At 64.3% G+C, this 21,792-nt stretch carries 21 protein-coding genes; 6 read left to right on the top strand and 15 right to left on the bottom strand.

What is annotated here, in order from left to right; all coding sequences use genetic code 11:
* The first annotated feature begins 197 nt into the window (after positions 1-197).
* The 5 genes from Q4S45_RS03065 (at position 198) to Q4S45_RS03045 (ending at position 5,104) form a co-directional block, all read left to right on the top strand.
* Complete coding sequence (locus tag Q4S45_RS03065; protein WP_305509025.1) at positions 198-1,514, top strand: lipopolysaccharide assembly protein LapB; 1,317 nt, start codon at positions 198-200, stop codon at positions 1,512-1,514.
* 139 nt (positions 1,515-1,653) lie between these two features.
* Positions 1,654-2,724 (top strand): flavodoxin family protein, encoded by a 1,071-nt coding sequence (locus Q4S45_RS03060; RefSeq protein ID WP_305509023.1) that lies wholly within the window; start codon positions 1,654-1,656, stop codon positions 2,722-2,724.
* 200 nt (positions 2,725-2,924) lie between these two features.
* Positions 2,925-3,929 (top strand): alpha/beta fold hydrolase, encoded by a 1,005-nt coding sequence (locus Q4S45_RS03055; protein WP_305509021.1) that lies wholly within the window; start codon positions 2,925-2,927, stop codon positions 3,927-3,929.
* A gap of 62 nt (positions 3,930-3,991) precedes the next feature.
* Positions 3,992-4,294, top strand: a complete 303-nt coding sequence (locus Q4S45_RS03050; RefSeq protein WP_305509019.1) for a hypothetical protein — start codon at positions 3,992-3,994, stop codon at positions 4,292-4,294.
* A gap of 126 nt (positions 4,295-4,420) precedes the next feature.
* Complete coding sequence (locus Q4S45_RS03045; RefSeq protein WP_305509017.1) at positions 4,421-5,104, top strand: hypothetical protein; 684 nt, start codon at positions 4,421-4,423, stop codon at positions 5,102-5,104.
* Positions 5,105-5,223: 119 nt separating this feature from the next.
* On the opposite strand, the gene Q4S45_RS03040 is transcribed toward Q4S45_RS03045, so the two are convergent.
* From Q4S45_RS03040 to rpsP, 11 genes are all read right to left on the bottom strand, one after another.
* Positions 5,224-5,970, bottom strand: coding sequence for a hypothetical protein (locus Q4S45_RS03040; RefSeq protein ID WP_305509016.1), 747 nt, complete (start codon positions 5,968-5,970; stop codon positions 5,224-5,226).
* A gap of 130 nt (positions 5,971-6,100) precedes the next feature.
* A complete protein-coding gene (locus Q4S45_RS03035; RefSeq protein ID WP_305509014.1) occupies positions 6,101-6,886 on the bottom strand; it encodes an SDR family oxidoreductase in 786 nt (261 codons plus the stop codon).
* A gap of 111 nt (positions 6,887-6,997) precedes the next feature.
* Positions 6,998-9,709, bottom strand: coding sequence for a pitrilysin family protein (locus tag Q4S45_RS03030; RefSeq protein WP_305509012.1), 2,712 nt, complete (start codon positions 9,707-9,709; stop codon positions 6,998-7,000).
* A gap of 124 nt (positions 9,710-9,833) precedes the next feature.
* Complete coding sequence (locus Q4S45_RS03025) at positions 9,834-10,283, bottom strand: CBS domain-containing protein (protein ID WP_305509010.1); 450 nt, start codon at positions 10,281-10,283, stop codon at positions 9,834-9,836.
* Between the two features lie 175 nt (positions 10,284-10,458).
* Positions 10,459-10,779, bottom strand: coding sequence for a DUF3579 domain-containing protein (locus Q4S45_RS03020; RefSeq protein ID WP_305509009.1), 321 nt, complete (start codon positions 10,777-10,779; stop codon positions 10,459-10,461).
* A 131-nt stretch (positions 10,780-10,910) separates the two neighbouring features.
* A complete protein-coding gene (locus Q4S45_RS03015) occupies positions 10,911-11,870 on the bottom strand; it encodes a CobD/CbiB family protein (RefSeq protein WP_305509007.1) in 960 nt (319 codons plus the stop codon).
* A 93-nt stretch (positions 11,871-11,963) separates the two neighbouring features.
* Positions 11,964-12,626, bottom strand: a complete 663-nt coding sequence (locus tag Q4S45_RS03010; RefSeq protein WP_305509005.1) for a CoA pyrophosphatase — start codon at positions 12,624-12,626, stop codon at positions 11,964-11,966.
* Positions 12,627-12,723: 97 nt separating this feature from the next.
* Positions 12,724-13,110, bottom strand: coding sequence for a 50S ribosomal protein L19 (gene rplS / locus Q4S45_RS03005; protein WP_305509003.1), 387 nt, complete (start codon positions 13,108-13,110; stop codon positions 12,724-12,726).
* Between the two features lie 102 nt (positions 13,111-13,212).
* Positions 13,213-13,959, bottom strand: coding sequence for a tRNA (guanosine(37)-N1)-methyltransferase TrmD (gene trmD / locus Q4S45_RS03000; RefSeq protein ID WP_305509001.1), 747 nt, complete (start codon positions 13,957-13,959; stop codon positions 13,213-13,215).
* Between the two features lie 38 nt (positions 13,960-13,997).
* Positions 13,998-14,531: a ribosome maturation factor RimM gene (gene rimM / locus Q4S45_RS02995; protein WP_305508999.1), complete on the bottom strand. Its 534-nt coding sequence runs from the start codon at positions 14,529-14,531 to the stop codon at positions 13,998-14,000.
* 16 nt (positions 14,532-14,547) lie between these two features.
* Positions 14,548-14,799: a 30S ribosomal protein S16 gene (gene rpsP, locus Q4S45_RS02990; protein ID WP_099791876.1), complete on the bottom strand. Its 252-nt coding sequence runs from the start codon at positions 14,797-14,799 to the stop codon at positions 14,548-14,550.
* A 225-nt stretch (positions 14,800-15,024) separates the two neighbouring features.
* On the opposite strand from rpsP, the gene Q4S45_RS02985 reads away from it, so the two are divergent.
* Entirely contained in the window at positions 15,025-15,441 is a 417-nt protein-coding gene (locus Q4S45_RS02985; RefSeq protein ID WP_305508997.1) for a hypothetical protein, read from the top strand.
* A gap of 110 nt (positions 15,442-15,551) precedes the next feature.
* On the opposite strand, the gene Q4S45_RS02980 is transcribed toward Q4S45_RS02985, so the two are convergent.
* The 4 genes from Q4S45_RS02980 to Q4S45_RS02965 all read right to left on the bottom strand — a co-directional run bounded on the left by Q4S45_RS02980 (position 15,552) and on the right by Q4S45_RS02965 (position 21,499).
* On the bottom strand, positions 15,552-17,507 hold the full coding sequence (locus Q4S45_RS02980) for a hypothetical protein (RefSeq protein ID WP_305508995.1): 1,956 nt from the start codon (positions 17,505-17,507) through the stop codon (positions 15,552-15,554).
* Positions 17,508-17,833: 326 nt separating this feature from the next.
* On the bottom strand, positions 17,834-19,624 hold the full coding sequence (locus Q4S45_RS02975) for an acyl-CoA dehydrogenase (RefSeq protein WP_305508993.1): 1,791 nt from the start codon (positions 19,622-19,624) through the stop codon (positions 17,834-17,836).
* A 151-nt stretch (positions 19,625-19,775) separates the two neighbouring features.
* Positions 19,776-20,708 (bottom strand): electron transfer flavoprotein subunit alpha/FixB family protein, encoded by a 933-nt coding sequence (locus Q4S45_RS02970; protein WP_305508991.1) that lies wholly within the window; start codon positions 20,706-20,708, stop codon positions 19,776-19,778.
* A gap of 41 nt (positions 20,709-20,749) precedes the next feature.
* Positions 20,750-21,499, bottom strand: a complete 750-nt coding sequence (locus tag Q4S45_RS02965; RefSeq protein ID WP_305508989.1) for an electron transfer flavoprotein subunit beta/FixA family protein — start codon at positions 21,497-21,499, stop codon at positions 20,750-20,752.
* Positions 21,500-21,792: the final 293 nt, after the last annotated feature.

Raw genomic sequence — 21,792 nt, 5'->3', positions numbered from 1 at the left:
GGTCCCTGCCTGCGCAGGGACGACACCCGTCTCTCCCTTACAGACGCTCACACAATTGCAGCGTCGATTTTTCTGGTTTATGGGACAATACGCGCTCTTCGATATCGGATTATCGAACCGGCATGTCCACGGAACGACGCGTTCGCGCGTTATCCCTGCCTCAGCTCATTTTTTTGTCTTTGATTGAAGGGTTTTCCATGTCCCAATTCCGCCTCGCCCGTATCAGTCTGATGATGGCCGCGATCGGCCTCGCAGCGCCTGTCCTGATGAGCAGCGCGTTCGCGCAGCAGACCCCGCCGGCGCCCGCCGCCGCGGCTGCAAAGCCTGCCGATACCGTTCGCCCCGAGCTGTTCAAGCTGCTCGATCCGGCGGCCGTCAAGCAGTTGATCACGGACAAGAAATACGACGAACTGAAAACCCGCATTACCCAGGCCGACGCCTTCCCTGCCAAGACGCCGTACGAAACCTACGTGCTCGATCGCATGAAAGTGGCGTACGGCTCAGCCACGGGCGACGAGGCGATGATGACGACCGCGCTGGAAGCGGTGGTCAATTCGGGCCGCATGCCGGCGGCCGACCAGGCCGAATTCGTCCTGGCGCTGGGCAACTCGTACTACAACGCGAAGAACTATGCGAAGGCGATCGAATGGTTCAAGCGCTACCAGAAAGAAAGCCCAACGCCGCAGAAGGCGCAAGCCGCGCTGATCCGCGCCTACTATCTGAGCAACGACTACGCCACCGCCAAGACAATGCTGGTGCCGGTGATCGCCGAATCCGAAAAGTCCGGCCAGCCGCCGTCGCAGGAAGACCTGCGCCTGCTGGGCAGCGCGGCGTCCAAGGTCAAGGACGAAGCGGTCTATGTATCGACCTTGGAAAAGCTGGTCGCCTACTACCCGACCGACGAGCTGTGGACCGACCTGCTGCATCGCGCGCAGAGCAAGCCGACCTTCAACGCGGCGCTTGACATCGACGCACTGCGCCTGATGATGGTGGCCGAGAAGCAGCTGGCGCCGGAAGAGTACACCGAGCTGGCCGAGCTGGCGCTGCGGGCGGGCTTCCCGACCGAAGCGAAGAAGGCGATCGACGCCGGATTCGCGGCCAACGTGCTGGGCACCGGCTCGAACGCCGCCAAGCACAAGTCGCTGCGCGACCGCGCCAACAAGGGCGCGGCCGACGACGCCAAGAACATCGCCAGCGGCGAGGCGGGCGCGGCCAAGGCCAAGGACGGCACCGGCCTGGTCAACCTGGGTTACGCCTACGTGACGATGGACCAGTTCGACAAGGGCATCCCGCTGATGGAGCAAGGCATCGCCAAGGGCGTCGGCAAGCGTCCTGAAGACGCCAAGCTGCACCTGGGCATCGCCTATGCCAAGGCCGGCCGCAAGGCCGACGCGATCAAGACCTTCCAGTCGATCAAGGGCACCGACGGCGCGGCCGACCTGGCCAAGTACTGGACGCTGTGGGTCAACCGCGGCGCTGCCGTCGCCGCCGCGCCGGCGCCAGTGACCAAGTAATTTTTTGCCGCACCACCGACGGGGTTGGGTCCGAAAGGATCCGGCCCCGTTTTCACATCTGCGTCCAATGGTTAATTGGCGTACATAAACGTCATGCTTTTTCTTGGATACTCGATTCACATCCATGAAAGGTTCCGCCATGACTGACGTGCGCAAAGGACAAGCCCCGGACAAGCTGGGGCGCGACGAATTCCACCTGGTGTTCAAACGCTCGTTCATGGATCCCGCGTTCGACCAGGTCGGCGCCGAACTGGCCAGTGTCGAGGAAGTCGCCTGGAACAACTACCAGGAATCGCACAAGGCGCCCATTACGGAAAAGGCCGGTCCGGGCTTCGCCGATCCCGGCTACGACCTGTCGGTCGAGTGGAAGGCGACGCGCGACCGCCTGCTCGCGGCGGAAAAGCTGCAGAAGGATCCGGCCACCAAGTCGCGCGTGCTGCTCATCATCGGCTCGGCGCGCAACGACGGCACCTGCCCCGGCGAGGTCTCCAAGACCTGGCGCATGACCGGCTGGGCGCGCGAAGTGCTCGAGGCGCAGGGCATGGAGGTGGACCTGCTCGACCTGTCGCTGATTACGTCCGATTACGACCGCCACATCCATCCGTGCAAGGGCTGCGTCTCGACCGCGATGCCGCTGTGCCACTGGCCGTGCAGCTGCTATCCGAACCACTCGCTGCACCAGACCAGCGACTGGATGAACGAGATCTACGAAAAGTGGGTGGCGGCGCACGGCGTCATCATCATGACGCCGGTGTACTGGTACCAGACGCCGGCCGTGCTCAAGCTGATGATCGACCGGCTGGTGTGCGCCGACGGCGGCAATCCCGATCCCACCACTACGCACGGCAAAAAGGTGGAGGAAGCGAAGGCGCTCGAACTGGCGGGATGGGATTATCCGAAGCACCTGCAGGACCGCGCGTATGGGCTGGTGGTGCACGGCGACGTCGCCGGCATCGAATCGACGCGGCGCGGGCTGTCCGACTGGCTGGACTGGATGGGCCTGATCGACGCTGGCAGCTTCGCGCGGCTGGACCGCTACGTCGGCTACTACGAGTCGTATGCGGAGAGCCATGAAGCGCTCGACCGCGATACCGATTTCCAGGAAGAGGTGCGCAACGTGGCGCGCGCGGTGGGCACCGCGGTGAAGGCGCTGCGGGCCGGCCATCTGTCCGCGCCGGACCGGCGCCTGCAGGCTCCGCGGCCGAAATAAGCGCCGGCGCCACCGGATTCTGGTCCTGCGGACCTGACCCCATTTTTGCTCTTCCCGCCACCACTACCGCGCGAACCTTTTCGCCTCCCAGCGCGGAAGTGCAAACCGCCCCTTCATTTGTCATTGCATCAATATTAGTTCCCAAGTAACATCGAGAAAATTTGCGTGGTGGAAGTTAAGATTTTCTTGAAGGGATCACAATGACGAAGAAGCAGCTCTCCCGTTGGTGTATCGCGCTGTTGGCCGGCGCTCCGATTTTCATCCCGACAGCGGAAGCCGCCTCCACGGCTGCCGTTTTCGCCACTCCCCATCAGCGCGTCGACATCGGCGGCCGCAAGCTTCACCTGTACTGCAGCGGCAAAGGCGCCACCACCGTGGTGTTCGACTCGCCCTCCGGTGACGGCGGCTGGGCTTGGTTCAAAGTGCAGCCCGAAGTGGCCCGGCATACGCGCGCCTGCGTCTACGACCGCGCCGGCCTCGGCTTCAGCGATCCGTCGCCGCGCCCAAATACGTCCGCCAACGCAGTCGAGGACTTGCACAAGGCGCTGGACGCGGCGGGCATCAAGCCTCCGTATCTGCTGGTCGGCAATTCGCTGGGCGGCGCCAATGTGCAAGTGTATGCGTACCGTTATCCCGAACAGGTGAAGGGCCTGGTGCTGGTCGAGCCGCAAACGGAAAATGAAACGGCGCGGCTCGACAAGGCCACCGGCGGCAAGATCAAACAGATCTACGCAATGGTCAAGCAGCAGGATCAGTATTGTGCAAGCGAAGCGCAGAAGGGTTTCAAGGCGGGCAGCGAAGCCTTCTCCAACTGCATTGGCAACCCTCCTGAATTTTACGGGCCGGAGCTGGGCAAAGTGGTCCAGAAAGCCGAGATGACGCCCTCTTACTGGCGCACTCGCGCCGACGAATTCAATGCCATCGACACCAGCGACGACCAGCTGCGCGCCCTGCGCAAGCCGTTCGGCGACCTTCCGCTGCTGGTGCTGACCCGCGGCGTCAGCCCGTACGCCGTGCCTGGCCAACCGCAAAGCGCCCTCAACAAGGCGACGGAAGACGAAAACGAAAAGATCCACAAGGAGCTCGCCGCCTTGTCCACCCGCGGGAAACAGCGCGTGGTACCCGGCGCGTCGCACACGATCCAGGACCAGCAGCCGGCGGCGGTAACCGCGGCCGTGCTGGAGGTGCTCGGCCAGATCAAATAGAAGTCAAGACCAGGGCGGCGGTTGTCGCCCTGGGTAACGATGTCCATCGAAAGAGCACCAAAATGCCCGACATCTTCCTGATTTTCGCGTGCGTGCTTCTCGTCATTTGCGCACTGCTTTATTTTGTACCGCATCTCAAGCTGCTCAACTTTGTCGACTACGGCGCACCGGCGGACATTGTGCGGCTGAACCGGTATGCGGCTGTCCGGCTGCTCTTCCCGGTCCTGGTCAATGTCGTCTGCAGTTATGTCGCCAGCCGTCGGCCCGGCCTGATGATGCCGCTGATTTTTCTGACACCGCTGTCGATTTTGGGCGTCGTGATTTGGATAAGCGCCGGCATCAACAAACTTCGGGCCAAAGGGTAAAATCAGCGATCGCTTTACCCTTCCCTTGCAAAGAACTGGTGACCGAAGACCGCGAATGACCCCATCCTGCAGGACGCCTTCACGGCAAGGGATGAAGGCCGCGACGACGACGCTCTGCGCCATTTGATGTCTCTGTACGACGACGACGGCGAACTCGCACCAGGTGTCGCCGCGAGTCATTTCATGGCGACGTTCCTGTGGGAGTTGCTGGCGCCGGCCCACCCCGCGGCGCGCGAGGCCTTGACGCGCATGCGCGACCGCCAAGTGCGCAAACTCCTGGATGGCGACCAGATCTACAGCGCCGATCAGCGCTGGCCGCGCTCCCGTTTCGAAGCCGTCGCCGGAATGAACGACATACTCAAGGACTCGCGGTCGACCTACGAAGTGTTCCGCCAGTTCGAGGCGCTGATGCCGGACCTGGCGCGTCGCCATGCCTATCGCGCCCTGCCCGCGATTGTCGAAGCCCGCGATTTCGCGCTGGCTGAACGCTATCTGTCGAACCCGCTCGACGACCTCGATTTCGTGAATGAACTGGCCTTGACCCTGCCGCTTTTTCCGCCAGAGGGCGCGGCGCCGCGGCTTGCGGCCGAGCTGTCGAATTTCATGCGTAACGTCCGCCTGTGCGAGGCGACTTTGCGGGGCTTGGGCCGGGGAGGAGAAGCGGATGCCCTGCGCACCGCGGCGCTGGCGGGGATTGCCCCGGACGAAATGCGTGAACTCGCGCAGCGCGAGATCGCGATCCCCGGCGCCATCACGCGCGAAGCGACCGCTCGCCGGGCTCTGGAAGACCGTGACGCGTCGGGCGAATGAAGGAAGGAGCCGGAGCCCGCGTACGTGGAGCGCAGAATGGGGTCAGGTCCGCAGGACCAGACCCCGTCAGAATTGAGCTCGCCAGATTGGCCGAGCTTCGCTGAGCGATCTCGCGCCGTTCAATTCACCGAAAAACTATCCAGTTCAGCGGTCGTGCGATGCTGGACCGCCCCGTACTGATCGTAGTCTTCCGACAGCATCTTCACCTCGCGCTTGACCTCGGGAACGTACCAGGTGAGCTTGTAGAGCCGGCCGCTGGTCGGATCGGGTGTGCGGGCGCCCTGGGAATGCATCGCGATGCTCGCTCCATTGGGACCGTTTTGCACCGCACTGGTGGCGGAGGCGCCCTGCGGCTCGAATTCCTTGCTCCACTCGCCTTCCATTTCGATCTTCAGCGCCTTGAACGTGCCCGCCGGGACGGTGACCTGTTCCCACCCGAGCACCGTGTAGTGCTGCTTGTTCCGGAGTGTCTTCACGAGCGGATTCGGATGCTGGTCGGCTGAATCCGTGTCCCATGTCCTGCCTGGCTTGAGCGGAAAATCGAAAGGCAGGCCCGTGACGACATCCTTCCCGCTCACGATCCGGCTGACACTCCAGTCCAGGTTCATGTTGACCTCACGGGCCGGAAGGTTACTGTCCGTCGCCTTGCGAGCGAGGATGAACGCATGCGATCCAACGCGCGTCACGGCGCCTTCGAATTTGCGCGTTGATGCGGTCAGGATGCCACCTTTGGGCTCTTCGGAACGCACTGAATATACCCACCGGTCCCCTTCCTTGATGAGGGGGCGCTCCAGGGTCTGCGCGTGCAGCAGTGCGCTGGTCCCGCAGGCGAAAACGGCGAATGCGATCGGAATGAAGCGTGGCACTTGAACCTCCGCGAATTTTACATTCGTGCAATTATATGTGCCGTTCCATCCCTGCAACATTGCCGTTCGGAGAGGCCACAAGAGGAAGCGGTGGCGGGGTCAGGTCCGGCGGACCTGCCCCCATGTTGAATCAGATTGCGGTGAGGCCGCCATCGACGGTCAGCTGGTGCCCGGTCACGAACGACGCCTGCTCGGAACACAGCCACAAGGCCGCATTGGCGATTTCGTTCGCCTCGCCGAAGCGCCCGATCGGATACAGGTTGCGCAACGACTTCTGGCGCGACGGCTCGCGCTCGAGCGCGCGCGCCAGCATCGGCGTGTTGATCACGCCAGGGCAGACGCTGTTGATGCGGATGCCCGAACGGCCGTATTCGGCCGCGGCGGTCTTGGTCATGCCGACCACCGCGTGCTTGCTGGCCGCGTAGATCGCCTGCGTCGGCGCGCCCACCAGGCCGGCCACCGACGCGGTATTGACGATCGCGCCGTTGCCCTGCTTGACCATCTGGCGCAGCTGGTACTTCATGCACAGCCACGCGCCCTTGACGTTGACGTTCATGATGCGGTCGAACATCGCTTCGTCGGTGTCGGCCAGGTGCAGGTACTCTTCTTCGATTCCGGCATTGTTGAAGGCGCAATCGAGCTTGCCGTAGTAGGACACGGTCTTGTCGATCAGCGCCTCGACTTCGTTGGCGCGCGTGACGTTGGTCTGCACGAACAGCGCCTTGCCGCCGGCTTCGACGATCATCGCCGCGGTCGCGTGGCCGCCGTCGACCGACATGTCGGCCACCACGACGCAGGCGCCGGCGCGGCCGAACGCCAGCGCCGTGGCGCGGCCGATGCCGCCCGCCGCTCCCGTCACCATCGCTACCTTGCCTTCAAACGCCTTTTCCTGTTGGACCTTGTTCTTGCCGACCATTCCGCACTCCGTTATTGAACATAGGAAGCAAATGCTGCCTCAAGGCAACATTGTACTTCGCCATGAACAATCAGGCAAACAAAGCAGTGCAATTGAGTTATGCGATTTGCACTATTTTGTTGCGAGTTTGGCCTTTTGCTGATCGCCCGCCATCACAACGGAGAGTTTCGCCGGGTCGATCGCCTTGCGGAAGGCCGCATTCAGCTGCGGCAGCGTGACCGCGACCAGTTTCTGCTCGAACTGGCGGCTCCATTCGAACGTCTTGCCGCGGTATAGGTAAGCGGCCCATCCGCCCGCCAGCGCGGCGTCCTCGGCGCGCGTCTGCAGGCGCTGCTGCATCAGGCCGGACTTGGCGGCGGCCAGCTCGGCCGCCGTAAATCCGCCCTTCACGGCGCGCGCCAGTTCCTCGCGCACCGCCGCATCGACCTTGCGCAGGTTCTGCGGCGCGGCGATGGCGCTGATCTCGAAGGCGCCCGCACGATCCAGTTCGCCCGCGTCAAGCTGCGAACCGCCGCCGTACGACAGGCCATCCTTCTGGCGGATGCGGTCCATCAGGCGCGACTTAAGCCCGCCCTCGCCGAAGATGTAATTGGCCAGCATCAGCGCCGGGTAGTCCGGATCGTCGATGTTCAGGTCCAGGTTCAGGCGCGCGGTGAAGAAGCCGTTTTCCTTGTCCGGCGTGTCGAGCACGGCGCTGGCCGGCGCCACGTCCGCATGGCGGCGCAGCACCGGCGCGACGTGGGCTGGCGCCTTCCACTGGCCGAACAGTTCGTCGATCAGCGGCACGACGGCGTCGGCGTCGAAGTCGCCGACGATGGCCAGCTCGCTCGGCGCCGCGCCGTAGAACTCGCGATGGAACGCCTTCACCTGCTCGAGCGTGGCCGCGCGCGCGTTGGCGATGTCCTCGTCGATCGTGGTGGCGGCGCGCACGTCGCCGCGCGGGTAGATGTTGAAGTGTTCGGCCAGCGCGCGCGAGGCGACCGCCTGCGGCTCGCTGCGGCTCGACTCGATCCCCACCAGCACCTGCTGGCGCAGCTGTTCGAATTCCGCTTCAGGGAACGACGGCTCCTTCAGCACATGCGCCATCAGCTTCAGCGCCGCCGGCAGGTTGGCGCGCGTGGTTTCGAAATGGCGCGGCCCGCCCGTCATGCGCAGGCGGTCGAATTCGTCGGACAGCGCGATGCGGCTGTACTTCGTCGTGCCGCGCGTGAGCATGGCCCCGGTCAGCGCCGGCACCATGCCCTTGCCGAACAGGTTCTGCTCGTCGCCGAAGTGCTGCACGAACTGCACCGACACCGCTTCGCCGCGGTTCTTCTTCGGCAGCAGCGCCAGCTTCACGCCGCCGGCCGTCACCAGGCGCGTGCGCTTCATGATGTTCTCCTGGCTCGGGTCGAAGTCTTCCGACACCAGCGACGCGGCCTTCGGCTTGAAGTCCTTCAGCAAGTCCGCCACCGCCGGCGCGGCGGGAATGTCGGCGCGCAGCGGCGCGTCGTCCGGCGTGAAGAAGCCCGTCACGCGGTTGTCGCGCCTGAAGTATTTGGCCGACACGCGCACGACGTCGGCGGTGCTGATGGTGGCGACGCGCTCGCGGCCGACGAAGTACAGGCGCCAGTCGCCCAGCGCGATCGCTTCCGACAGCGCCACGCCCACCTGCTGCGGGTCGTTCAGGCTCTTGTCGATCTCGTTGGTGATGTTGCGGCGCACCCGCTCCATCTCTTCGCTGGTGGGCGGATGGGTGGCGAAGCCCTCCACCGCTTCGGTCAGCGCCGCGCGCACCGGCTCGATCGGAGCGCCCTTCTTGACCATCGCGCCCATGATCTGCAGGCCCGGCGCGTAGCCGGTCTGGCCGAACGAGAACACTTCGCTCGCCTTGCCGCTGTCGATCAGCAGCTTGTGCAGGCGCGAGGCCGGCCCGCTGCCGAGAATGTCGGAGGCGAACGCCAGCACGTCGCTGTCGTCATGCAGCGACGACGGCACCTTGTAGGCCAGCGCGACGACCTGCACGTCGCCCTGGCGCCGCACGCTGAAACTGCGCTCGCCATCCTGGATCGGCTCGACCGTCCAGAATTTCGGCAGCTCGCGCCGCGGCTTCGGGATCGCGCCGAACTTCTGCGCGATGAAGCCGAGCGTTTTGGACGGATCGAATTTGCCGGCCACCAGCAGCACCGCGTTGTCGGGCTGGTACCAGGTGCGGTAGAACGCCTGCAGGTTGCCGATGCCGACGTTCTCGATGTCGCTGCGGTTGCCGATGGTGGCGCGGCCGTAGCTGTGCCAGTCGTAGGCGATGCTTTGCATGCGCTTCATCAGCACGCCGGTGGGCGAATTCTCGCCGCTCTCGTACTCGTTGCGCACCACGGTCATCTCGGAGTCGAGGTCCTTGCGCGCGATGAAGGAGTGGACCATGCGGTCCGCTTCCATCTGCAGCGCCCATTCCAGGTTGTCGCCGCCGGCCTGGAACACCTCGTAGTAGTTGGTGCGGTCGAGCGAGGTGGTGCCGTTGAACTGCATGCCGCGCGCGGAGAACTGCTCGGTGATGGCGCGGTTGTGCGTGGCGCCCTTGAACATCAGGTGTTCGAGCAGGTGCGCCATGCCGGTCTCGCCGTAGTTCTCGTGGCGCGAGCCGACCAGGTAGGTGACGTTGACGGTGACGGTGGGCTTGGAGGCGTCGGGGAACAGCAGCACCTTCAGGCCGTTCGGCAGTTTGTATTCGGTGATGCCTTCGACGGACGGACCCTGAATGACGCCTTTGGGCAGGGGTAGCGCGCTGGCGCCGGCGGCGACGAACAGGACGCAGGCGCCCAGCGTCAAACGGAATGGATTCATGCTATCTCGCAGTGGTGAAGTATGCGGATATTAGCATGGGGTCTGACCCGTTTTTGGGGTCGGACCCGGGTGTGGATGCTGAAAACCGGGGTCTGACCCTCACCCCGGGTCAGACCCCTACCCCTCAATGGCGGGCGCGCTTCTCCTGCGACTGCTGGTGCGGCGCGATGCGCGCCAGTTCGCCCATCTCCTCGGCCAGGAAGCCGAGCATGTCGTCGGCGCTGACGATGCCGGCCAGGCCGCCATTCGCGTTCAGCACCGGCACGCGGCGGATGCCGCGAAGGCGCATGCGCTCGATGGTCTCGTACACGTCGTCGCCCTGGTTACAGGTCAGCAGGTCGTCGCTCATGATGTCGCCCACCAGCAGGCTGGCCGGGTCGAGTTCGAGCGCGATGACGGAGACGACGATGTCGCGGTCGGTGACGATGCCCACCGGGACCGGCTCGCCATTGGGCTGGTCGACGACAACGAGGTCGCCGACGTGGTGGGTTCGCATCAGCAGCGCGGCCGCCTGGACGGTCTCGTCGCGTTTGCAGAAGATGGTGTTGATCGTGCAGATTTCGCCGATGTGCATGGTGCTCTCCCCGGGTGATGGACGCCTGCTTTCAGCATAGCGCGATTGGGGAGGATGGCAACTGTCCTGATTGTCGTACCAGGGCTCGGCGCCCCCCTTGGCTGGTACCGATTCTGAATTAGCAGAGAGGTGCAGCGTGCTCAGCATGGGTGCCTGCCTGCGCAGGCACGACATCTCAGGCGACGCCGGCTTCGGGCAGGATGCAGGCTTCGATCACCTGCAAATCGTTGTCCTTGGCGAAATTGCAGACGAAGTGGTAGGCCAGCGGCTCGATCTCCTTCAGCGCGCTGTCGACCGCGACGGCTTTCACGCCTTCGAGCAGGGTCGGCTGCACGTACGGGGAAAACTGCAGGTGGGAATTGCGGCCGCCCTGCGGCTGGAAGCAGGACATCGCGCCGCACAGGCGCTCGGCCCAGTCGCTCGGACGAAACTGCTTGCCGTCGCTGGTGACGCCAAGAATGAAAAACTCGTTCTTGATTTGCGGGGACTCGGCCATTGGGCGGCTTGCTCGAACTCAATGCTGCGTGAATGGGCCCGATGCAGGCATCGGGCAGCTGACGCAGTATTATATCTTATAGAAGACTTGAAGTCCGAACTTTGGCGCCCCGCCCTGCGCCGTACGGTGGCCTAGCCCAGCCAGACAGCGCCGGATAACAACAACAGTAACATCATCCACAACAGCAAGGCGCGCCACACCAGCCCCACCGTGCTCTGCAAAGCGCGCACATTCGGCTCGACGCCAGGCAGCACTTCGGCTTCGGTATCCATCGAGTCCACCGTGGCCGCGTCGATCGGCAAGGCCACGCCGGAAGCGTTTTCTTCCGGCGTGCCGAGGCGCACGCCCATCGCGCCGCCGCCGGCGGTCAGGATGATGCCCTTGGCTTCGTCGGCCCAGCGGTGGGCGAAGTTGCGCCAGGCGTAGATCGCGTCCTCGAAGTTGCCGACCACGGCAAACGCCACCGCCGTCAGGCGCACCGGCAGCCAGTCGATCCAGTAGAAGGCGCGCGCGGCGAACTGGCCGAATGCTTCGTTGCGCATGTGCTCGGGCTCGTTCCACGCGCGCGCCAGGTATTCGGCCACCCTGTACATCACGGCGCAGGCGGGGCCCAGCGGCATCAGGAACCAGAAAAACACGCCGAACACGTTGCGGTGCGTGGTCACCAGCGACTTTTCGACGGCGATGCGGGCGATCTCGGTGGGCTCCATGCCGACCGTGTCGATCCTGGTCCATTCGGCCAGCAGCGCGCGCGCGGCCGGTTCGTCGCCGGCGTTGAGCGCCATCTGGATCGACGTGAAATAGTGGCTGTAGTGGCGAAAGCCCAGGGTCAGGTAGACGATCAGGACGTTCCAGGCGAAGGCGGCGAACACGTTGAAGTGCAGCAGGCCCCAGTAGATCAGGGCGGTCGGCGCCATCAGCGCGGCCATCATCAGGAACCAGCCCAGCCGGCCGTCGGAAGGATTGCCTGCGTTGAACCAGCCTTCCATGCGCATTGCGAAACTTTTGATCTCGGCGTAAATCATGTTATCCGCGCGCAAAGGCTTGAGTTGCTCGATCAGCAACGCGCACAGAATGGAGAGAAAAGTCATGAACGTCCTTTGTGAAATGTAGCAATACTGTCCAGCCCCGCTACGATAGCGCAGAGCATCGGCAGAATCAAACTAATTGGCCAGCGCCACTCTTCACGCGCGCAGGAAATGGAACAGGTTGCGCAGCATGCCCGCCGTCGCGCCCCAGATGAAGTAACGCTCGTACGGCATTGCGTAGAAGCTGCGCCGCCCGCCCGCCGGCAGGTCGATCGACAGGCGCTGGTGGTGCGCGCCGTTCATCAGGTGCGCCAGCGGGACTTCGAAAATCTCGGCCACTTCGTTGTGGTCGGCCGCCAGCTCGAACGGCGGCGTCAGCAGCCCCACCACCGGGACCACGTGGTAGCCGGTGCCGGTCAGGTAGTCGGGCAGCGTGCCGATGATTTCGACGTGGCGCGGGTCGAGGCCGATCTCTTCCTGCGCCTCGCGCAGCGCGGTCTCGAGCGGCGAGGCGTCGCTGTCCTCGGCGCGCCCGCCCGGAAAGCTGATCTGGCCGGCGTGATTGCTCAAGTGGGCGGTGCGCTGGGTCAGCAGCATGGTCAGCCCCTCGGGACGCGCCACCAGCGGGATCAGCACGGCCGCCGGGATCATCACCGGCCGGCGCCCGACCGACTCGTCCAGCGCCTCCGGCTCCCATTCCGGCGGCGCGGCGAAGTGGCTGCGCAGCCAGTCCGCGGTCAGGCGCGCAGGATCAACCGGGTCTTCGCCGGCGATGCTGTCTATCGGTAACTGCTCGGGATCGAATGGAAGCTTGGGCAAGCGCGTTTCCTCCAGCAAAAAACAAAAAAGGCATCCGGTTGGATGCCTTTTCCAGGCGCCCGGAGGCACCCTTTCGTTCACAACGCAGACGCTATTATTACTTGGCAGCGGCTGGAGTTGCAACTTTACGCTGTGGCAGCTTCTCTTTGATACGTGCCGACTTGCCCGAACGCTCACGCAGGTAGTACAGCTTGGCGCGACGGACGTCACCGCGACGCTTGACTTCGATCGAAGCGATCAGCGGGGAGTACAGCTGGAACGTACGCTCGACGCCTTCGCCGGACGAGATCTTGCGAACGATGAAGTTCGAGTTCAGGCCACGGTTACGACGCGAGATGACCACGCCTTCGTATGCCTGGGCGCGCTTGCGGGTGCCTTCGACTACGTTGACGTTGACGACAACGGTGTCGCCTGGTGCAAAGTCAGGAATAGTCTTGCCGAGACGGGCAATTTCTTCTTGCTCGAGAGTTTGAATCAGATTCATTTTATGACTCCTATTACCATCATGCCGGCGCTGCTTGGTGCCCGGTAGAGGATGGGGTTGAAACGGACGGGCAACATGCCCGCCGGGTGCTGCAACAGGTTTTTATAAACCTGCCAAAAACTTTTCGTCGGCTTTCGTCAGGATGCCGGCTTCGCGCGCCCTGGCCAATAAGTCTGGCCGCTTGCGCGCGGTCGCCTCTAACATCTTCTGGCGCCGCCACTTGACGATCTCGGCGTGGTTGCCACCCATCAGGACCGGCGGCACGCTGACGCCTTCGTACGTCTCGGGGCGCGTGTAATGCGGCGAATCGAGCAGGCCGTTGACGAAACTGTCTTCGACCGCCGAAGCGTCGTCGCCCAGCACGCCCGGCAACTGCCGCACCACCGCATCCATCAGCGCCATCGCCGGCAGTTCGCCGCCGGACAGCACGAAATCGCCGAGGCTGATTTCTTCATCGACTACCCGGTCCAGCAGGCGCTGGTCGACCGCTTCGTAGCGTCCGCACAGCACCACCAGGCCCGGCTCGTCCTTCAACTGCATCACCCGCTCGTGCGTCAGCGGCCGGCCTTGCGGCGACATGAACACCACGCGCGGCGCGGCAAGGCCCAGTGCGACCTGGCGCTCCTTCGCCGCGGCGATCGCCGCTTCGAGCGGCTTCGCCAGCATCACCATGCCGGGACCGCCGCCGTACGGGCGGTCGTCCACGGTGCGGTGATTGTCGGTGGTGAAATCGCGCGGATTCCACAGCGACAGGCCCCAGCGCTGCTGCTCGAAGGCGCGGCGGGTCACACCCGACTGCGTCAACGCGGCGAACATCTCGGGAAACAAGCTCACGACGTCAAATTGCATCGCGTTTTCCCTTCATGATTCGCTTCGTCCACTGGCCCTTAATAATCCAGGCCCCAGTCCACAGTAATTTTTTTGCCTGCAAGGTCAACCTGCCTGACGTATTGGTCGACATACGGGATCAGGCGTTCGGGCGCTTTCACACCCTCTTGCGCGACCGGCGTAATGCGCAGGATCGATTGCACGCCATTGTCCATCATGTCGTTCACCTGGCCGAGCGCTTCGCCCGCGAGGTTAACGACATCCAGCCCGATCAGGTCGGACCAGTAGAATTCATCGGCCGGCAGTTCGGGGAACTGGCTGCGCGGGATCGTCACTGCGGCGCCTTTCAGCGCCTCGGAGGCATCCCGCCCCACCACACCAACCAACTGGGCCACGACGTCGCCGCCGTGCAGTTTTGCCGTCCGTACCGAAACGGCATGCTGGCCGGGTTTATCCAGCCACCAGGTTTTCACGTTCAGCAGCGCGTCGGCGTCGGCCGAAAACGGGGTGACCCGAATCGACCCGGTGACGCCGTAGGCGCCCGACACGTACCCGACTTGAACCAGGTCGTCGGGGATTTGCTGCTCGGTCAAACCTGGCCTAGCAAAATTACGCTGCTACTGCTGGCTGCGAAGCCACCAGGCGTGCAACGGTTGGCGACAGTTGTGCGCCAACGCCTTGCCAGTAAGCCAGACGGTCTGCGGTGATACGCAGGCCGACTTCGCCACCAGCTGCCATCGGGTTGTAGAAACCGATGCGCTCGATGAAGCGGCCGTCGCGGCGATTGCGCGAGTCCGTTGCAACGATGTTGAAGAACGGGCGCTTCTTGGCGCCTCCACGAGCTAAACGAATAACGACCATAATTAAATCCAAAAAGTTATGCTGGGCGGAAAAAGCCGACAATTATAGCGCGCAATGCCGCACAGCAGCAAGCGGTAATGATTACAGGGCGCGCAATTCGGGCCGAAGTCGAGCATTATCGCCGATTTATGGCCTCTTCGGCAAAGCCTATTCCCAAAAAAGGCTGCCGGGTGCGGCTTTTTGGACGATACTGCGTGCTTTCCTGATAATGGCTGGCATCAATTCATGAGTGCAACGCACAAGAACAAGACTTTCGCGACCTGGACGGCGCTGCTGGGCGGCGCGGCCGGGATCCACCGGATCTACCTGCGTGGCGCCGGCGACCGCCTGGCGCTGGCACACTACGCGGGCGTGGCGGGCACGCTGGCGCTGATGGCGGCGGCGCCCGGGGCGAACGTCTTCTGGAAGCTGCTGCCGCTGACCGTGTCGGCGATTGCGGGCTTCATCGAGGCGCTGGTGATCGGGGTGATGCCGGACGAGAAATTCGATGCGCGCTACAACGGCGGCAGCGGACGAGCGTCGGACTCGGGGCCGCTGCTGGCGCTGGGATTGGTCGCGACCCTGCTGGTGGGCGCTACGGTGGTGATTGCCACCATGGCGCGCCTGTTCGACTTGCTGTACACCGGCGGGGCCTACGGCTGATTCGCTGGCGCAAATAAAATGGGGTCAGGTCGCGCAGGACCTGACCCCGATGTGCTGGCGTCTGCGGTAGCGGGGGCGGGTCCGCAGGACCAGACCCCGCTGCCCAACCTCTAGTGGCTCCGGCGGGCGCCCTGCAAATCGTCACGCACCGCACGCGGCGCGCTGCCAGTCACCCCCATCCGCAGGCTCGACGGCTGCACCGCATTGCCTGCCGGGCTGATCGCCAGGTTGGCCGTCCAGCTCTGCCCCACCCGCATCATGATTGGCGCCGGCAGCGTGTCCACCGCCGCCGCTCCGATCCACGGCGCAATCCGGTCGACCACCAGCTTGATGCGCGGCTTGATCGACGGCTCGGCAATGCGCCCGCGCTCGCCCCACGCAACGATCACGTCGTCGAAGGTCATGTTGTCCTTGAAGACGTTGGTGAACGCGATGTCGTACTGGATTCCATGCCGGTAGCTCATCATGAACTCCTCGAACAGCATCGCGAGGTCTTCGCGCGAATTGTTGTCCTTGTAGATCGAGTAGGCGTAGTCGTCCGACGCGACATCCGGCCCGAAGAAGCTGCCGACCTGGGCCGCGGTGTAGGCCTTTTGCGCATCGGTCGGCGTGGCGCCCTGGAACAGCACCTGGCCCAGCGCCTTCATCTCGGCCGAGCGCAGCGGATACTGGGCCGCGAGCGCGTCCGACGGCAGCGACTTCGCCGCGATGCGCGGCACCGCGTTGGCGTAGATCGACAGGGCCGGCGTCAGGCTGCGGTCGGTGGTCGGGTAGAAGTCGCTGGCGTGGCTCAGCTCGTGATACAGCAGGCGGCCGAGGTCGACGATCAGGTCCGGCGTGTCGCGCGTGACGCGCAAAGTCGACGGGAAGCTGCGCCGCGCGTAGTCGTTGTTTTTCACCAGGCGGCCGAAGCTGCTGTAGTTGAGCGCGTCGGCGTAGGCCAGGCGGTAGTCGGGCACTTCGGTGACCACGTCGCGCTGCTCGGGCGTGAGCCAGAAGTTGTTGGCGTCGAGGTAGATCGCGCCGGTCGCCGAGGTGTAGTAGCTCGGACGCACGTGCGAGCCGAGCACGATCGCCGACACGCCGGCGAACAGGCGGCGGAAGTCGCCGTACGGGTCCTGGGTCAGCAGGAACTGCTCGAAGTTCGCGCCGAGGAAGTCGTGCGACACCAGCACGCGGCCCATGATCTGCGCCACGCTCGGCACCGCGCCCGGCCCCGCTTCGGTCTGCAGCAGCGGCAAGGTCGCGGCGGAGCAGAAATTGGTGTGGCTCGAATCGACGTAGAACAGGCTGATGTCATACACGCAGCGGGTCAGCACGCTGGTGTACACGCCGGTCGAGCGGTACGGATGGACGCGCTCGGTGGCGTCGAACATGTAGCCGTTCGGCTTGGCGGCCTGGGTCTCGACGCCGACCATCACGTCGTCGGCATCCTGGCGCCCGCTGCTGGTGGTCAGCACCGCGCGGAACTTGAGCACGGTGTCGGTGGAAGTGGCCGGCGACTTGAACATCAGCACCCGCGGGTTGGTCGTATCCATCGTCACCGCCGGGCCCGCGGTCTGGGTCCAGACGATGCTGGAAACCGTTTCGCCGCTGGCCAGCGTCGGCCAGGCGCGCACCGAGGTGTCCATTTGCGGGCGTACCGAGTGGTCGGCGCGCACGGTCAGGGAGCTGCCGGCCACCGGCGCGGTCACGACGACGTCGGTCGTGGCGCTGGCGGCGGTGCCGTCGGCCAGGTGCATGTCGGCGCGCAGCCGGATGGTGCCGGCCACGCCAGGCTCGAACGAGACCGTCGCGCTGCGCGAAGCGAGCAGGGTCACGGCGGGGCCGCTTTCCTGGGTCCAGGTCACGTCGGCCAGCGTGCCGCTGCACGCGAGCGCGGTCGCGCCGCCCGTCTTGCCGGCGGCGATGGTGGCGTCCGCGTCGATACGGACGCTGCTGCAGGCCGGCGTTTGAACCGGAACCGGAGCCGGGCTCGATGAACCGCCGCCGCCGCCGCATGAAGCGAGCAGCGCGCCCAAAAACAAAACGCCGGTCAGGCGCGATGACAAGGTGACCAGATTCACAATAGTTTTCCTGTTTGGTGGCATAAGTTGCGCCGCATAAGATACATCAAATTAATCCGCCAAATTTGGCGAAAAGTAACAGGCACTAAAAAAAATAGTGACAACTTTCTTGCCGCGCTGTCAGCAGGGGTCTGACCCCGGTTCTTCTTTTCAGGGTCGGACCCCGGATTCGTCAGCGCCAACCCACAACGGGGTCAGACCCAAAAAAAGCAACACCGGGGTCTGACCCCTCGATCGCCGGGTCTGCCCCCTCGATCGGCGCAGGGGCCGAGTGGCCGAAAAAAAAGCAGCCGCGCGGGCTGCTTTTTTACTTGACTAGTCAAGTATCAGAACTGGTCTTCGCCCAGCGCCAGCACGCCGGCGCTGCCTTCGACGATCGCCGTGCGCAGGCTCGCCGCCTGCGACAGGATGTGATCGGCGAAAAAGCGCGCGGTGGCGATCTTGGCCTTGTAGAAGGCCGCATCGCCGTCGCCGTCATCGAGCTTCTGCCGCGCCACCAGCGCCGCGCGGCCCATCTGCCATCCGCCCAGCACGATGCCGGCCAGGCGCAGGTAAGGCACACTGCCGGCGTACACGCCCTTGATGTCGGACTTGACCGTGGAGACCATGAACTCCACCACCGATTCCAGCGCAGTGGCGCCCTCGTCCAGCTGGCGCGCGATGGCGTTGAAGTCGCCGCCGCCGGTCTGCTGCAGTTGCTCCGCTGTCGCGCGCACTTCGGCGATCAGGCTCTTGGCCACGGCGCCGCCGTCGCGCACCGTCTTGCGGCCCACCAGGTCGTTGGCCTGGATCGCGGTGGTGCCTTCGTAGATGGTGAGGATCTTGGCGTCGCGGTAGTGCTGCGCCGCGCCCGTCTCCTCGATGAAGCCCATGCCGCCATGGACCTGCACGCCGTCGCGCGTGACGTCCTGCGACATCTCGGTCGACCAGCCTTTGATCACCGGCACCAGGTACTCATAGATCGCCAGGTTGGCCTTGCGGGTATCCGCGTCTGGATGGTGGTGCGCCAGGTCGCTGATGCCGGCGCCGACGTAGGCCAGCGCGCGCGCCGCCTCGGTGTGGGCGCGCATCGACATCAGCATGCGGCGCACGTCCGGGTGATGGATGATCGACACAGGGCCGGCCGAACCGGCCAGGTCGCGCGACTGCACGCGGTCCTTGGCGAACGCCACCGCCTGCTGGTACGCGCGGTCGGCCAGGCCGATGCCCTGCATGCCGACGGCGAAACGCGCCGCGTTCATCATGATGAACATGTATTCCAGGCCGCGGTTCTCTTCGCCGACCAGCGTGCCGATCGCGCCGCCGTGGTCGCCGAACTGCAGCACAGCGGTCGGGCTGGACTTGATGCCCAGCTTGTGTTCGATCGAGACGCAGTGCGCGTCGTTGCGCGCGCCCAGCGAACCGTCGGCGTTGACCATGAACTTCGGCACCAGGAACAGCGAGATGCCCTTCACGCCCGGAGGCGCATCCGGGGTGCGCGCCAGCACCAGGTGGATGATGTTCTCGGCCATGTCATGCTCGCCGTAGGTGATGAAGATCTTGGTGCCGAAAATCTTGTAGGTACCGTCGTCCTGCGGCACCGCGCGCGTGCGCACGGCGGCCAGGTCGGAGCCGGCCTGCGGCTCGGTGAGGTTCATCGTGCCGGTCCATTTGCCGGAGATCAGCGGCTCGAGGTAGGTCGCCTTCTGCGCGTCGGAGCCTGCCGTCATCAGCGCCTCGATGGCGCCGTCGGTCAGCAGCGCCACCAGCGCGAACGAGATCGACGAGGCGTTGAGCATTTCGATGCAAGGCGTGGCGACAAGCTTGGGCAAGCCCTGGCCGCCGAATTCGGACGGATGCTGCACGCCCTGCCAGCCCGCCTCGCCGAAGCCCTTGAACGCTTCCTTGAAGCCGCCGGCGGTGGTGACCTCGCCGTCGTGCCAGAAGCTCGGCTCCTTGTCGCTGGAGTGGTTCAGCGGCGCGACGACGTTGCCGCAGAATTTCGCGTTCTCTTCGAGCACCGCCTCGACCGTGTCGGCGGTGGCGTCTTCGCAGCCTGGCAGGTTGTTGATGGTGGACAGTCCGGCCAGTTCGTTCATCACGAACAGCATGTCTTTCAGCGGGGCTTTGTAGCTCACCTTGATCTCCTAAATACGCATATCCAAAAACGTCGTTCCCGCGAAGGGGCGACGCATGCGCCGCCCCCATGCTGATTCGGATCCGCCTGCGCAGCTCATATTCAGTATGGGTTCCCGCCTGCGCGGGAACGACAGTCCAACAGATTGTGGCTTAGCCCAGTTGTTTGACCAGGTCGGGCACCACGTCGAACAGGTCGCCCACGATGCCGTAGTCGGCCACCGAGAAGATCGGCGCTTCCGGATCCTTGTTGATGGCGACGATGGTCTTCGAGTCCTTCATGCCGGCCAGGTGCTGGATCGCGCCCGAGATGCCGACGGCGATGTACAGCGTCGGCGCGACGATCTTGCCGGTCTGTCCGACCTGCCAGTCGTTCGGCACGAAGCCGGCGTCGACGGCGGCGCGCGATGCGCCCATCGCCGCGCCCAGCTTGTCGGCCAGCGGTTCGAGGATCTTGAAGTTTTCGCCCGAGCCCATGCCGCGCCCGCCCGATACGATGACCTTCGCGGCCGTCAGTTCCGGACGGTCCGACTTGGCCAGCTCGCGGCCGACAAAGCTCGACTTGCCCGAATCGGCGACAGCGGCGATGGTTTCGGTTGCAGCCGAACCGCCGGTGGCCGGCGCCGAATCGAAGCCGGTGCCGCGTACGGTGATGACCTTGACCTTGTCGCTCGACTGCACGGTGGCGATCGCATTGCCGGCGTAGATCGGACGCTCGAACGTATCCGGCGAATCGACCTTGGTGATTTCGGAGATCTGCGCGACGTCCAGCTTGGCGGCCACGCGCGGCAGGATGTTCTTGCCGTAGGCGGTGGCGGGCGCCAGGATGTGCGAGTAGGCGCCGGCGACGGCCAGCACCTGCTCGGCGACGTTTTCGGCCAGGCCGTCGGCAAAGTGCGGCGCATCGGCGACCAGCACTTTGGTGACGCCGGCGATGGCGGCAGCTTGCGCCGCTGCGGCGCCGCAGTTGCTGCCGGCGACCAGCAGGTGGACTTCGCCGCCGCACTGTGCGGCAGCGGTGACGGTGTGGTGGGTGCTTCCCTTCAGGGATGCGTTATCGTGTTCAGCGATGACTAATGCGACCATGATGATTCCTATTCTTGTGAGAGCGAACGGCGTGGCCGCGATCAGATAACTTTGGCTTCGGTGCGCAGCTTGGCCACCAGGGTCGCCGCGTCAGGCACCTTGATGCCGGCCGAGCGCTTGGCCGGCTCGACGACCTTGAGCGTCTTCAGGCGCGGCGCCACGTCCACGCCCAGGTCTTCCGGCTTGACCACGTCGAGCGGCTTCTTCTTCGCCTTCATGATGTTCGGCAGCGTCACGTAGCGCGGCTCGTTCAGGCGCAGGTCGGTGGTGACGATGGCCGGCAGCGTGAGCGCCAGCGTTTCCAGGCCACCGTCGACTTCGCGGGTGACCGTGACCTTGCCCTCTTCCAGCACCACTTTCGAGGCGAACGTCGCCTGCGGCCAGCCCAGCAGGGCCGCCAGCATCTGGCCGGTCTGGTTCGAGTCGTCGTCGATCGCCTGCTTGCCCAGGATGATCAGCTGCGGCGCTTCCTTGTCGGCCACCGCCTTGAGCAGCTTGGCCACGGCCAGCGGCTCGAGCTCGGCCGTCGTCTCGACCAGGATCGCGCGGTCGGCGCCGATCGCCATGCCGGTGCGCAGGGTTTCCTGGGACTGCGTCACGCCGCACGACACTGCGATCACTTCGGTGACCTTGCCGGCTTCCTTCAGGCGCATCGCTTCTTCAAGCGCGATCTCGTCGAACGGATTCATCGACATTTTGACGTTGGCGATATCGACGCCGCTGCCATCGGATTTGACGCGGACCTTGACGTTGTAGTCGACCACACGTTTGACGGGGACCAGGACTTTCATGGGGGGCCTTTGGAAAAAGTGAAATTCAGTGACTGCCTTGAGTGGCCTAGATTATAAGAGAAAAACACCTGCACGGCGAAATTAAAGCACGGTCGTGCGATTAATGCGTGGAAGGAGTCCTCTAAAAAACCGTCACCCGACGCGCCGAACCACCCGCTTCAGAAAATTACCGGCGGATCAATGCTTTCCAGAGTATTTCGATTCTTTTGGGGAATTACAAAAATGACACACGATTGCGCACCCGCCATACGCATCTTGCCGAAATTGCACCGTTATCAATATTAACACGTTAC

The organism is Massilia sp. R2A-15, assembly GCF_030704305.1.
Lineage (GTDB): Bacteria > Pseudomonadota > Gammaproteobacteria > Burkholderiales > Burkholderiaceae_D > JAFCUW01.
Note: the sequence above shows the minus strand (reverse complement) of the source record. Positions and strands in the feature narration are given on the sequence as shown.